The organism is Ferdinandcohnia sp. GQ5 (assembly GCF_059759275.1).
On the sequence record NZ_JCAXEW010000025.1, the window covers coordinates 63,086 to 77,225 of the forward strand.

The following is a 14,140-nucleotide window of genomic DNA, read 5'->3' on the forward strand; positions in this document are numbered from 1 at the left end:
ACGGTTTATCAATAAAAATAAAGCGTGAATTCGTATATGAATTCACGCTAAAAATGTATAGGGATTTACTATTTCATACCCTGAATTCGAACCCGATACCTTCATAGATGCCCTTCAATGACTTTATTTTCACTAGCAATAACTTGATTTTTCCCTGATTGTTTAGCTGCATACAGTGCATTGTCTGCACGATGGAATAAACTTTGGAATGTTTCTCTGAATTCTTTATGCCAGGTAGCCACCCCACATGAAATTGTGATTTTGGGATTTGAATTTTGTTCCACTCTTTTTCCGAGCCTTTCTGCTACAGCAATCCCTGAAGCTAAATCCACTCTAGGCAGGTAAATTGCGAGTTCTTCTCCACCCCATCTTGCTCCAATATCATTGTCACGGATATTTTCTTTAATAAGATTAGCTATTTGTATAATTGCTTCGTCCCCAACCTGATGACCATAAGTATCATTAATACCTTTGAAATCATCAATGTCAATTAGTATAAATGTTCCAAAAGCATCTGTTTCCAATGATTTGTGTACACAATCCTCTAAGTAATTACGGGAATAAAGTTTGGTTAAATAATCGGTGATAACCAATTTTTCGAGTTCTTCCCTAAGGATTGAATTTGTAAAAGCCAATGATGAATGATAAATCAAGGATTGCAGGAGTTTAAACTTATCAAAAGAAAAGAAATAAGGTAGTTCATGTAAAACAATGGCAACACCTAAAATTTCACTGCGTTGTACAATTGGAACTGACATCATAGAACGATAGACGGAATTGCCAAATGCCGGATCCACCTGTAAATCTCCTATGAATAGAGTTTCTTTTTCTGTTAATATTCGATCAAGGCAGTATAAAATATATTGCTCGCCATGGCCTTCTTCAAAAAAAGTAGTACTTCCTGGAAGTACCTCTATTTGTCCATTTGATTGTAATAAGAAGCCTACTTCATTTGCGCCGAAGGAAGCTTTGATTTGAGATGTCATGAATGTCATTGTATCTGTTAATCTCAAATTAGAATTTAGCTTATGTGAAGTTTCATTAATTAATTGTAGATCAGCAATTAATTGTTTCGACTGTTGGTAGAGTTGTGCATTTTCGAATGCATGTCCAGCTGTATTTGCTAACAGTTCAATAAACTGGATTTCTGATTTAGGAAATACCAATCCGTAATGGGCATTGATTTGCAAGACTCCATAAACACCCTGTCTTCCTTTTAAAGGGGCATAAATGACCGATTTTTTATCAGTAATTGAATTTTCATGTTGCAAGGTACCGTTTACAAACGCTTGCATAACAAGCGAATGTTCACCATTTTCATATTCTTGTATATCTTTAATAGGAATAACATTATGTCGTTTATTATCATGTGCAAGAAATAGGGTAAATGCAAACGATGGGTATACATCTTGTAATGTATTCATAACCTCTTCGAGCACAGCATCTATATCCATGGTTGAGTGAAACTTAGAGGTTACTCTAAAAAGTTGCTCATATCTCAATTCTTCATTTGGAAACTTCATGATTAATCACCCATCTAACATAAGTACTTACTATTTTCATTATAATAGAAAATGCACGAAAAATGTTTTATTATATCGTAAAAAAACCAAATTTATTACATCTTCATATTAATAATCTAATTTACTTTATAAAAAGACAAAGATCTTGCCGTTTTATGTATATTTTCATGATAACTTGACTTCCTTTACTAAAAATCATATAATGATCGTTGTGTAAAATATTGCAGCGTATGTGATTAGGTTTTTGTTCTATTTTGTTCCTCTGCGTGAGCTATTAGCTCATAGATGGTGTATCACGTAACTCTTGGCTGCTAGAGCGAAGATACATGAAAACAAAATAGTCGAAAGCATCTAGCACATCTGTTTTTATTTTACAACAAAATAAAAACATTGAAGGAGGAGTCATTCATGGCTCGTTATACTGGTCCAAGCTGGAAATTATCCCGTCGTCTTGGCATCTCATTAAGTGGTACTGGTAAAGAATTAGAAAAGCGTCCTTACGCTCCTGGACAACATGGTCCTAACCAACGCAAAAAGCTTTCTGAATATGGTTTACAATTACAAGAAAAGCAAAAGCTTCGTCATATGTATGGTGTGAACGAACGTCAATTCCGTAACACATTCAACAATGCAAGCAAAATGCAAGGGATCCTTGGTGAAAACTTCATGATTCTTCTTGAATCACGTTTAGATAACCTAGTTTACCGTCTTGGTCTTGCTCGTACTCGTCGTGCAGCTCGCCAATTAGTTAACCATGGTCATATTCTTGTAGATGGTGGCCGCGTTGATATTCCATCTTACCGTGTAAAACCTGGTCAAACAATTGCAGTTCGTGAAAAATCACGTAACCTTGTTGCAATTAAAGAAGCTATCGAAGCTACTACCTTCGTACCAGAATATTTAACTTTTGATGCTGATAAGCTAGAAGGAACATATACTCGTTTACCAGAGCGTTCTGAATTACCAGCAGAAATTAACGAAGCATTCATCGTTGAGTTCTACTCACGTTAATCTTCCTAAAGAGGAAAGGGTTATCCCTTTCCTCTTTTTTTTGCATAGATAGAATCAATAAGGTGCTCCTTAGGAGCACCTTATCATTTTAGTATTTAATTAAGAAATATTTTTTCTTGCCACGACGGATGACGGTGAATTGACCTTCAATTCGATTTTGTGAAGTCAAGACCGCATCTACTTCTTGGATTCTCTCACCATTGACATAAATAGCCCCATTTCCAATATCCTCACGCGCCTGACGCTTAGATGGGGAAATTTTGCTCATTACTAATAAATCAACTAACCCGACCACTGGATCCCCATTGTACTCATATGAAGGAACATCCTTAAAGCCTTGCTTAATTTCCTCTGCACTTAATTCACTGATAGAACCGCTAAATAATGCTGTTGAAATTTTCATAGCTTGCTCTAAAGCAGATTCACCATGAACCAATTTCGTTACTTCCTCAGCCAATGTCTTTTGTGCCAATCGCTTTTCAGGTGCATTTTGAATTTCTGCTTCAAGACTATCAATTTCTTCTTTGGATAGGAACGTAAAATATTTTAAATAGCGGACAACATCACGGTCATCTGTATTGATCCAAAATTGATAAAACTCGTATGGTGACGTTTTATCTTTATCTAACCAGATTGTACCACCTTCTGTTTTTCCAAACTTAGTTCCATCGGCTTTTGTCACGAGAGGTATAGTTAGACCAAATGCTTTTGCATCCTCTACTGTTTTTCGAATTAATTCAAGTCCTGCTGTGATATTTCCCCATTGGTCACTTCCACCAATTTGAAGTCGGCAGCCTACATCTTCATAAAGTTTTAAGAAGTCATAGGATTGTAAAATCATATAACTAAACTCAGTAAATGAAATACCAGCATAGAGACGAGATTGCACAGAGTCCTTAGCAAGCATGTAATTAAGACCAAAGCTTTTTCCTATGTCACGCAAGAAAGTAATTAAGTCTAAACTTCCAATCCAATCATAATTATTTGCAATTTGAGCTGGGTTTTCTTTTGCTTCAAAATCCAAAAAGCGTGAAAGTTGATTTCTAATACTATTACTAAACTCCACGACGACTTCTTTCGGATTTAATGTTCTTTCAGCCTTTTTACCACTTGGGTCACCAATTAAGCCTGTTGCTCCACCAACTAATGCAATGGGTTGATGCCCAGCTAATTGGAATCTTCTCAAAGTTAAAACCCCTACTAAGTGGCCAATATGTAAACTATCAGCTGTTGGATCGAATCCACAATACAATTTGATCTTTTCATTCTTTAATGTATTCTGTAGACCTTCCTGATCTGTTACTTGATTTATCAATCCCCTATAAGTCAAATCCTGTATAACATCCATTAAATTTCGATTCTCCTTTTAACCTTATAATAAGGTTTTTCTATCACATTCTGTCTATTATTGTCAAATTAAATAATGGAAATTCATAAAATAATATTAATGACCCTACGCTATATGCTATAATAAACTTGGATTTTTAGGGGGATGATTATGAATCTAAATAAATCACAGATATTTGAAAAAATTAGCTCTTTTTGGCGAAGAGTCCTATCAAATAAAGTCATTCAAGCAGTTACCGGAAACAAAGCCCGAAAAGGCGCAAGAGTTACTTACGGGGTTATATGGAACTTATTTTTAATTTTCTTTATTATTGGTCTGCTTGGACTTGGCTTTGCCGGTGGAGCTGGTGCAGGATATTTTGCATCTCTGGTTAAGGACGAACCTGTCCGAAGCTATGAAAGTCTGCAAAAAGATATTTATAACTATGAAGAAAACACGGAGGTCTACTTTGCAAATGAGGTCTACCTTGGTCAATTAAGGGCAGACCTGCAACGTGAAGAAGTAGCACTCGAAGATATTTCACCATTTGTCTTAGATGCTGTTATTGCTACTGAAGACCAATATTTCTATAAGCACGATGGAGTTGTTCCAAAATCAATACTCCGGGCAATCGTACAGGATGTAACTAATTCACCTATCCAAACTGGAGGAAGTACGCTGACCCAGCAATTGATTAAGAATCAAATTTTATCAAATGAAGTTTCCTTTGATCGGAAGGCTAAGGAAATTCTCATTGCACTGCGACTTGAAAAGTTTTTTGATAAAGATGAAATTCTAGAAGCATATCTAAATATTATTCCTTATGGCCGTAATTCTTCAGGTCGAAATATTGCTGGAGTTCAAACAGCAGCCAAAGGAATTTTTGGAGTAGATGCAAAAGATTTAAACCTTCCACAAGCAGCATTTATCGCTGGTATACCACAAAACCCATATGTATATACTCCGTTTTTGAACCAGGGTGGAAAGGTGAAAGAGAACTTGGAGCCCGGTATCAACCGGATGAAAACAGTTTTAGAGCGTATGCTTACAGGTGGTTTCATTACACAGAAGCAATATGACGAAGCACTTACCTATGATATTCGTGCAAATCTTGCCCCACCTAAGTCAGAGCCTACTGAAAAATATCCTTGGTTAACAGTTGAAGTAGAAAAACGTGCCACTGATATTTTGATGAAAAAATTGGCTAAGGATGACGGATACGAGGAAAAGGATCTTGAAGAAAATAAGGAACTTCGATCACACTACCAAGTTATCGCAGACAGAAACCTTCGTCAAAATGGATATAAAATCCATACAACTATTGACAAAGAAGTATATGATGCAATGCAAGAGGCAGTAAAGAAATTTCAATATTTTGGTCCAGATCGAAAAGAAACAAAGAAAAACTTAGAAACGAATGAAGATGTACAAGTAATAGAACCAGAAGAGCTCGGTTCTGTATTAATTGAAAATAGAACAGGAAAAATAATTAGTTTTGTGGGAGGCCGTGACTTCGAGCGTGAACAAACCAACCACGCATTAGGTGCGAAGCGTTCAAATGGTTCAACTATGAAGCCTCTCTTGGACTATGCACCAGCAATGGAACTTGGACTCGTACAGCCTGGTAGCGTGATTGCCGATGTAAAGTTCTCGTATGGAAAATATACTCCATATAACGTGGGTGGGACAAATGACTTTGATGGTCTAATGTCTGCTAGACGAGCTTTACAAGTCTCTAAGAATATCCCGGCGATCAAGACATACTTAAAGGCATTTGATCACCGCCCAATAACTTTCCTAGAGAAAATGGGGTTCACTTCTTTAAATGAGAAAGACTATCACGCCCCATCTTTAGCAATTGGCGGTATGACGGATGGAGTTTCAGTTGAAGAGAATGTAAATGCGTTCGCAACATTTGCTAACGAAGGTAAGTTTATTGATGCCTATATGATTGAAAAAATTGAGACGAACGACGGAGAAGTTGTATACGAACATGAAGTGAAACCTGTTGAGGTTTTCTCTCCACAAACTGCTTATCTAACAATCGATATGATGCGTGATGTTATTAGCGGTGGTACAGCTGCATCTATGAATGGCTACCTTAAGTTTAATGCGGATTGGGCTGGTAAAACGGGTACAACCAACGACTGGTGGGATATTTGGTTTGTAGCAACCAACCCGAATGTAACCTTTGGTACGTGGATTGGCTATGATACACCAAAGCCAGTGGCACTGAACTATAAGGGACTTTATAATTCAAGAAGAAATATTCTTCTGTGGGCACAACAAATGAATGCAGTATATGATGTAAAACCAGAGCTTGTTAAACCAAAAGAGAACTTTAAAATGCCTGGAGGAATTGTAAGTCGCTCTTATTGTGGACTTTCTGGATTACTTCCTTCAGATTTATGTCGTGAAGCTGGTCTAGTACAATCTGACATATATAATGCAAAATTTGTTCCGACGAAGGTCGATGATAACCTTTTAAAAGGTAAGTATATTGAAGTAGATGGCAAAGCCTATCGTGTACCATCAAGTGCACCAAAGGAATTTGTACAAGAAGGAATCATGATCAAGAAAGAGTTTTTATCGGAGCATGGTTTAAAAGATTCTGCGGCCATTTCACAACTGCTTCCTAAGAACGATCGTTGGAAGAACCTTGTTGTTACAGAATCTACTGAACTTAAAGATAATGGTTCAGTTCCGTCCCAAGTAAAAGGTGCCTCGATTTCTTCAGGTACATTGAAATGGGCAAAGCATGATCACAATGATGTCATAGGATATCGAATCTATTCTGCAGGAAATTTCACAGCAGACTTCAAGAAAATCGGAAGTGTTCCTGCTACAAAGAATTTACAATTTAAAGTTGGAAACGCCGTTGCTGCCTATTATGTTACTGCTGTTGATGTCACTGGTAAAGAAACGCCACTCGCAAATTCAGTCTTAATCAAAAATGGCGACTACAAACCAGAGCCGGAAGTGGTTACCCCACCTCCGTCAGACCCTCCTGCTGATGGGGATAACGGAACCAATAATGAGAATGAAAAGAATGGCAAAGGTAACGCTAAGGGTAAAGAAAAAGATAAAGAAAACGGTGGAAATTAATCAATAATAAAGAGGTGATCCAGTGGATCACCTCTTTTTCTGTTAACATTTTAATCTTCCATTGTAGAAAGGTCGCCTGTCGGTAAATCAAGCTCCCATGCCTTAAGAACACGTCTCATGATTTTTCCACTACGTGTTTTTGGAAGTTTTTCCTTAAACTCAATTTCACGAGGAGCAGCATGTGCAGCTAATCCTTTTTTTACAAAATCTCTTATTTCTTCTTTTAACTCATCTGTCGCTTTATAGCCATCAACGAGTGCTACGAACGCTTTAATGATTTCCCCTCTTACAGGGTCAGGCTTTCCGATAACACCGGCTTCTGCAATTGCGGGATGTTCAACAAGCTTACTTTCAACTTCAAATGGTCCTACCCGCTCACCGGAGGTCATGATTACGTCATCAACACGACCTTGGAACCAGAAATACCCATCTTCATCCATATATGCTGAATCCCCTGATACATACCAATCACCGGGCATAAAATAGGACTCATATTTTGCGGGATTATTCCAGATTTGATACATCATTGATGGCCAGCCCTTTTTAACAGCGAGGTTGCCCATTCGATTTGGTGGTAATTCATTACCTTGGTCGTCAACAATAGCAGCCTTAATTCCAGGGAATGGTTTACCCATAGAACCGGGTTTGATCTCCATGCAAGGGTAATTACTAATAAGCTGTGCACCCGTTTCTGTCATCCACCAATTATCATGAATTCGTAAGTTAAAGACCTTTACTCCCCAACGAACAACTTCGGGGTTAAGTGGCTCCCCTACACTTAATACATGACGCAATGTACTTAAATCAAATTGTTTTACAAGTTCATCACCAGCGCCCATCAGCATTCTAAATGCTGTTGGTGCACTATACCAGACTGTAACTCCAAAATCTTCAATGGTTTGGTACCAGTTTTCCGGTCTAAAACGGCCTCCTACTATTACATTTGAAGCTCCGTTAAGCCAAGGACCAAAAATGCCGTAAGAAGTTCCTGTTACCCAACCTGGGTCAGCTGTACACCAATAGATGTCATCTTCTTGTAAATCGAGAATCCATTTTGCAGTCTGGTATTGTTGAATCATGGCGTTATGAACATGCAATACTCCCTTTGGTTTACCTGTTGAACCAGAAGTATAGTGTAATAGCATACCGTCCGTTCGTTCTACCCATTCAATTTGCAGCTCTTTACTTGCTGTTTTTAGCCGACCAAGAAAATCGATAAATGGGCCATCCTCCGTAACATTTTCACCAACGAGGACAATATGCTTTAATGCAGGAAGTTCATTAAACGGAATACGATCCACTAATTCTGGAGTTGTGACAATTACCTTTGCTTCACTATCTTCCAAGCGATCGCGAACTGCTCCTTCCATAAATGCTTCAAATAGTGGTCCCACGATTGCCCCTAATTTAATAGCCCCTAATACTGTAAAATATAATTCGGGAGAACGTGGCATAAATACAAATACTCGGTCACCTTTTTCCACATCTGCCGCTTGCTTTAATACGTTAGCCGCACGGTTCGTATATTCTTTCATTTCTTTAAATGTATATTTCTCATCACGTGATGGATCACGATAATATAGAGCGATTTTATTTTTCCTTACACCCTCTGCATGGCGGTCGATTGCTTCATAAGCAATATTAACCCTACCTGTTTCTGACCAAGAAAAACTTTTTTCTACTTCCGTCCAATCAAAATTCTCATATGCTTCATCATAATCTTTTAGATTATAATTGCCTTTGGTTGCTGGTAACGCTTCCACTTTCACTATACATTTCCCCTTTATGTAAGTTATTTACTATTCTATTATAAAATAAAACTCGTCTTTTCTCAATTTTTAAAATTTTGTTTATATATTATTTTTCTGTAAAATTGTATAATTAGTGTAATAGTATGGGCCCAATACCCTGCTAAATATAGGTACAGCACCCGCAGATGCGACGACTTTTCAGCGATAGTTTTTCATGCACGCGCGAAAAATTTGGGCACCAAAACCCCAAGGCGCATTTGACAAAATTCTGAAAACGCTTTATTTTTACTAGGTTCATGTATAATGAAATTGACGTTATGAATGGTGGTGACAATGTGGAGCATAAGAAAACTTATAACGCAAAGGAACTTAAAACCCCTCATGGCACGCTCATTATTGAAGGTCCCATAACCGGAGAAGCCCTTGCAAGCTATGAATTTCACGAGGACTTGGTAGCATTTCGTCCTCCAAATCAACAGCATAAAGCATTGATTGAAATTGCTGACCTCCCTGAAGGAAGAATTATTATCGCAAGAGAGCATCATACAATTGTAGGGTATGTTACATACCTTTACCCAGACCCGCTAGAGCGCTGGTCTGAGGGGAAAATAGAAAATTTGATAGAATTAGGAGCAATTGAAGTTATTCCAAAATTTCGAGGCAGCAGAGTTGGAAAGAATCTATTAATTGTTTCTATGATGGATGACGCTATGGAAGACTATCTCATCATTACTACCGAATATTATTGGCATTGGGATTTAAAAGGAACTGGCCTGAATGTTTGGGAGTATCGTAAAGTAATGGAAAAAATGATGAGTGCAGGTGGGCTTGAATGGTTTGCAACAGATGATCCTGAAATTAGTTCACACCCTGCCAACTGTTTAATGGCTCGAATTGGCAAACGAGTAAATCAGGATACGATTGAAAGATTTGACCGGCTACGCTTTATGAATCGATTCATGTATTAAGGGAGTAAGGGGGATTCACATGATTGTTGAAGAAATTATGAAGAAAAATGTCATTACTTTATCAGCTGATGACTCCATCTCAACAGCGATTAAAATAATGGATGAGAAAAAAATTCGTCATATACCTGTGGTAGATAAAAATCAACACGTGATTGGGTTAATTAGTGACCGTGATATTCGTGATGCAAAGCCTTCAATCCTAGACTATACGAACAATGAAAAAACACTAGATTCACCACTTAAAGACATTATGGTAAAAGAAGTAATAACCGGACATCCGCTTGACTTTGTTGAAGAGATTTCTGCTGTTTTTTTCCAGCATCGGATTGGCTGTCTCCCAATTGAATCCAATGGAAAATTAGTTGGAATCATCACTGAGACTGATTTACTTCATACCTTTGCACAACTAACAGGTGCAAACCAACCAGGTTCACAACTCGAAATTAAGGTACATAATCGTGCAGGAACACTCGCAGACGTTGTCAATGTCATAAAAAATCATAATGTAAATATTCACAGTGTCCTTGTTTATCCTGACAAAGAGGACACGCAATATAAAATAATTGTGTTACGAGTTCAAACAATGAATCCAACTAAGATCATTACTAATCTAATTGATAATGGCTACACTGTACTATGGCCAACCATACCAGGGCCACGATTATGACGAAAGAATCTGTCTTTGTCTATTCGGACGAATTATTAAAATATCGATTTAGTAATGATCATCCCTTTAATCAAACGAGGGTAAAACTTACATATGATCTACTCAAAAGTCTGAACTTGTTAGATGAATCGGATATTATTCCACCTAGAGTAGCCACAGATGAAGAATTAGAACTCGTCCATGACCCCAAATTTATTGAGGCTGTTAAGTTAGCAGGGGAAGGTAAACTCCCTAAAGAAACTGGATATAGCTATGGAATCGGCACGGAGGATACTCCTATTTTTCCCGGAATGCATGAGGCTAGTGCATTACTAGTAGGCGCTACCCTTTCCGCAGTTGACCATGTAATGTCGGGAAAATCGAAGCATGCCCTTAATTTAGGAGGCGGACTCCATCATGGATTCCGCGGGAAGGCCTCTGGATTTTGTGTCTACAATGATAGTTCAGTAGCGATTCGTTATTTGCAAAAAAAATATAATGTAAAGGTTCTATATGTGGATACTGATGCACATCATGGAGATGGTGTGCAGTGGACATTTTATGATGACCCAACTGTTTGTACACTTTCAATTCATGAAACAGGACGATATCTATTTCCTGGGACAGGAAATGTAACTGAGCGTGGCTCTGGCAAGGGCTACGGCTATACCTTTAATATTCCGCTTGATGCATTTACTGAGGACGATTCATGGTTACATGCATACACAACCGCTTTTACAGAAGTAACTGAGTTTTTTAAACCAGATGTTATTTTTACGCAAAACGGTGTCGACTCGCACTACTATGATCCGTTAACCCATTTGTCTGCAACAATGAAAATCTATCGTGAAATCCCTAAGCTTGCTCATCAGCTTGCACATCAATATTGTGATGGTCGCTGGATTGCAGTCGGTGGCGGCGGATATGACATTTGGAGAGTCGTACCTAGAGCATGGTCTTTGATTTGGCTCGAAATGATTGAAAAATCAAATATAAGTGGCGCACTTCCAACCGAATGGATCAATCAGTGGCAACCAATAGCCAAACTCACTCTTCCAGCATATTGGGATGATGAGCCCACTATTTATCCACCTATACCTAGAAGAGCAGAAATTGAGGAAAAAAATGCACTTACCGTTACAAAAACGCTTTACCCAATACGAAATAATAAATAAAAAACACGGCCTCGGGCCGTGTTTTTAACTATTCCTTTGTTGAGTTTCTAAATTCAATACGGTGTGGCAATGTCACGATTTGCTCTTCAACATTTTCCTTGTTCATGAACTTAGTTAAAAGTCTCATCGCTACTGCTCCAATATCATACATCGGTTGAACAACTGATGTAAGCTGCGGACGCACCATGAGTGCTAATCGTGTATTATCAAAGCTAATAATTTCGAAATCATTTGGAATTGAATAACCTAAATCTTGTGCACTATGGATGACACCTAATGCCATTTCATCCGTACCTACAAATACAGCAGTAGGTTTATCTTCTAATTCATGGATTCTCTCAAAACCTTCAATACCAGAATCATATGTGTAATCTCCTTCGATTACAAAGTCTTCCTTATATGAAAGTCCTGCATCCTCGATAGCCCGTTTATAACCATTTAATTTCTTTTCACCATTAATTGGTTCATTTAATGGACCGGTAACAAACGCAATTTTCTTATGGCCTTTATTAGCCAATTCTGTTACTGCATCGTATGCAGCCTGTTCGACATCGATTGTTACAGCTGGGACCGTATTTGTACTCTCCACTGAGGCAGCTAAGACAATCGGAACAGGAGACTTTTCAAATTCCTCGACATGTTCTCCTGTAATATTTCCACTCATAAATACAATACCATCCACTTGCTTTCCAAGCATTGTATTTAATAAGTGTAGTTCTTTGTCCTTATTTTGGTCAGAGTTACTGAGGATAATATTGTACTTATACATTGTCGCAATATCTTCAATTCCACGTGCAAGCTCTGAGTAAAAAATATTTGAGATATCTGGAATGATTACTCCAACTGTTGTCGTTTTTTTACTAGCTAGTCCACGAGCAACAGCATTCGGGCGATAGCCTAATCGATCAATTGCTTCTTGTACTTTCTTTCGAGTTGTTGGTTTTACATTTGGGTTACCATTTACAACACGCGATACGGTTGCCATGGAAACATTGGCTTCCCTCGCAACATCATAGATTGTCACATTCATTGACAGCACTCCTTATTTCAAGTTACCACTTATATGTTAGTATTAACTTTTTTATTCAAACAAATGTCATGTTTGCTTATTTTATCTAATAATCATACGATACTTACTCCTCTAGGGCAATTACTTTGTGCAATTCTTAACAAATTCGTTAAAAAAGCTCGAAAAAACCTCCTACTTTGACAGTAGGAGGTCTTCTTGAAAAATCAAATCGCCTTGGCGTATTTGCTCCCAGATTTTATTCAAGCAAGCTTGAAAAATCTGTGCATCCGCCTCAAGGCTGGATAAAGTTAAACACGAACGGCTTGAGTTGCCTTAAGTTCTGTAATCCATTTTTCAAATTGATCAAAATCCATTTGCTGTGCTGAGTCTGATAGAGCAACCGCTGGATCTGGATGTACCTCCGCCATGACACCATCTGCTCCAATTGCAAGAGCTGCTTTTGCACATGGCAATAATAAATCACGACGTCCAGTTGAATGTGTTACGTCAACAAATACTGGTAAGTGTGTTTCTTGTTTTAGGATAGGAACTGCAGAAATATCTAATGTATTACGAGTAGCTTTTTCGTAAGTACGGATACCTCTTTCACAAAGAATGATTTGATCATTTCCCTGAGATATGATATATTCTGCTGCATTCACGAATTCATCAAGTGTAGCAGCCAATCCGCGTTTCAATAATACTGGCTTTTTAACTGAGCCTGCTGCTTTCAGTAATTCAAAGTTCTGCATGTTACGAGCACCGATTTGGATAACATCAATGTAATCACAAGCAACCTCAATATCTGCAGGGTTTACAATTTCACTGATAACAGCCATGTTTGTCTCATCTGCAACGCGTTTTAAGATTTTTAATCCTTCAAGTCCTAGCCCTTGGAAATCATAAGGAGAAGTTCTTGGCTTGAATGCACCGCCACGAAGTAGGCGTAAACCATATTTCTTTGCTTCTGCAGCTACTGCAGCTGTTTGTTCATAACTTTCAACCGCACATGGTCCAACGATGAATTGCTGTGAGCCATCACCAATTTTTACACCTTTTACATCAACAATTGTATCTTCAGGTTTTTTCTTACGTGAAACAAGGAGAGCTTTGCGATGATCGTCTTCTTGAATCTCAAGACCTGCCTTGAAAATTTCTTTGAAGATATGTTGTACAGTTGATGTTTCGAAAGGTCCTTCATTATGCTCTAAAATGTTATTTAACATTTTTCTTTCGCGTACAGGATCGTATCGGTTAACACCTTGTGTTTCTTTTACTTTTCCAATTTCTTGTACTAATTTCCCGCGTTCACTAATAAGTTTAAGAATTTCAAGATTAATTTCTTCTACTCTGTCGCGTAGGTTATCTAGTTCTACTTTACTCATCTCACTCTTCCTTTCTCCACCCAAGTTATTATCGTAATTTAATCGAAAATATGATATATTTCTAGTAATTAGAATTCATTATAAACGATAAAATTCAATATGTCACTAAAAACTTTATTACCTAAACGCTTTTAAGCAATAAAGTATATTATGATACAATCCATTGATGGGTGAATACATACAAATCAAATAATTATTTATATTATTGTATCGTATTAGTAAAAAAAGTCCACGGTTTTG

10 protein-coding genes are annotated in these 14,140 nt (G+C 37.7%); 5 read left to right on the top strand and 5 right to left on the bottom strand.

All coding sequences use genetic code 11. From position 1 onward, the window contains the following. Positions 1-101: 101 nt before the first annotated feature. On the bottom strand, positions 102-1,523 hold the full coding sequence (locus tag AC6CHV_RS23410) for a sensor domain-containing diguanylate cyclase (RefSeq protein WP_440274358.1): 1,422 nt from the start codon (positions 1,521-1,523) through the stop codon (positions 102-104). Between the two features lie 408 nt (positions 1,524-1,931). Here AC6CHV_RS23410 and rpsD point away from each other — a divergent pair, with 408 nt between their 5' ends. Beyond that, a complete protein-coding gene (rpsD, locus tag AC6CHV_RS23415; RefSeq protein WP_121447398.1) occupies positions 1,932-2,534 on the top strand; it encodes a 30S ribosomal protein S4 in 603 nt (200 codons plus the stop codon). Between the two features lie 88 nt (positions 2,535-2,622). Here the strand turns inward: rpsD and tyrS are convergent, their stop codons facing one another. After that, on the bottom strand, positions 2,623-3,882 hold the full coding sequence (tyrS, locus tag AC6CHV_RS23420) for a tyrosine--tRNA ligase (RefSeq protein WP_498079768.1): 1,260 nt from the start codon (positions 3,880-3,882) through the stop codon (positions 2,623-2,625). Positions 3,883-4,032: 150 nt separating this feature from the next. Here tyrS and AC6CHV_RS23425 point away from each other — a divergent pair, with 150 nt between their 5' ends. After that, entirely contained in the window at positions 4,033-6,966 is a 2,934-nt protein-coding gene (locus AC6CHV_RS23425; RefSeq protein WP_498079769.1) for a transglycosylase domain-containing protein, read from the top strand. Between the two features lie 50 nt (positions 6,967-7,016). Here the strand turns inward: AC6CHV_RS23425 and acsA are convergent, their stop codons facing one another. Then, a complete protein-coding gene (gene acsA / locus AC6CHV_RS23430; protein ID WP_341330621.1) occupies positions 7,017-8,735 on the bottom strand; it encodes an acetate--CoA ligase in 1,719 nt (572 codons plus the stop codon). Positions 8,736-9,052: 317 nt separating this feature from the next. On the opposite strand from acsA, the gene AC6CHV_RS23435 reads away from it, so the two are divergent. Genes AC6CHV_RS23435 through AC6CHV_RS23445 form a run of 3 tightly spaced genes read left to right on the top strand, consistent with a single transcriptional unit; the run spans position 9,053 to position 11,506 of the window. Further along, positions 9,053-9,685: a GNAT family N-acetyltransferase gene (locus AC6CHV_RS23435; protein ID WP_121447394.1), complete on the top strand. Its 633-nt coding sequence runs from the start codon at positions 9,053-9,055 to the stop codon at positions 9,683-9,685. A gap of 19 nt (positions 9,686-9,704) precedes the next feature. Next, positions 9,705-10,352 (top strand): acetoin utilization AcuB family protein, encoded by a 648-nt coding sequence (locus AC6CHV_RS23440; RefSeq protein ID WP_341330620.1) that lies wholly within the window; start codon positions 9,705-9,707, stop codon positions 10,350-10,352. Further along, positions 10,349-11,506: an acetoin utilization protein AcuC gene (locus AC6CHV_RS23445; protein ID WP_341330619.1), complete on the top strand. Its 1,158-nt coding sequence runs from the start codon at positions 10,349-10,351 to the stop codon at positions 11,504-11,506. Before AC6CHV_RS23440 ends, AC6CHV_RS23445 begins: the two co-directional genes overlap by 4 nt. Before the next feature lie 28 nt (positions 11,507-11,534). On the opposite strand, the gene ccpA is transcribed toward AC6CHV_RS23445, so the two are convergent. Then, complete coding sequence (ccpA, locus tag AC6CHV_RS23450) at positions 11,535-12,536, bottom strand: catabolite control protein A (protein ID WP_121447391.1); 1,002 nt, start codon at positions 12,534-12,536, stop codon at positions 11,535-11,537. 287 nt (positions 12,537-12,823) lie between these two features. Continuing rightward, the gene (locus tag AC6CHV_RS23455; protein WP_121447390.1) at positions 12,824-13,900 is read right to left on the bottom strand and encodes a bifunctional 3-deoxy-7-phosphoheptulonate synthase/chorismate mutase; all 1,077 of its coding nucleotides are present in this window, start codon (positions 13,898-13,900) and stop codon (positions 12,824-12,826) included. Positions 13,901-14,140: the final 240 nt, after the last annotated feature.

What these genes read in the sequence shown, in the direction of transcription:
- AC6CHV_RS23410 (WP_440274358.1), bottom strand. Translation starts at nt 1,523, where the DNA reads ATGAAGTTTCCAAATGAAGAATTGAGATATGAGCAACTTTTTAGAGTA.
- rpsD (WP_121447398.1), top strand. Translation starts at nt 1,932, where the DNA reads ATGGCTCGTTATACTGGTCCAAGCTGGAAATTATCCCGTCGTCTTGGC.
- tyrS (WP_498079768.1), bottom strand. Translation starts at nt 3,882, where the DNA reads ATGGATGTTATACAGGATTTGACTTATAGGGGATTGATAAATCAAGTA.
- AC6CHV_RS23425 (WP_498079769.1), top strand. Translation starts at nt 4,033, where the DNA reads ATGAATCTAAATAAATCACAGATATTTGAAAAAATTAGCTCTTTTTGG.
- AC6CHV_RS23440 (WP_341330620.1), top strand. Translation starts at nt 9,705, where the DNA reads ATGATTGTTGAAGAAATTATGAAGAAAAATGTCATTACTTTATCAGCT.
- AC6CHV_RS23445 (WP_341330619.1), top strand. Translation starts at nt 10,349, where the DNA reads ATGACGAAAGAATCTGTCTTTGTCTATTCGGACGAATTATTAAAATAT.
- ccpA (WP_121447391.1), bottom strand. Translation starts at nt 12,536, where the DNA reads ATGAATGTGACAATCTATGATGTTGCGAGGGAAGCCAATGTTTCCATG.
- AC6CHV_RS23455 (WP_121447390.1), bottom strand. Translation starts at nt 13,900, where the DNA reads ATGAGTAAAGTAGAACTAGATAACCTACGCGACAGAGTAGAAGAAATT.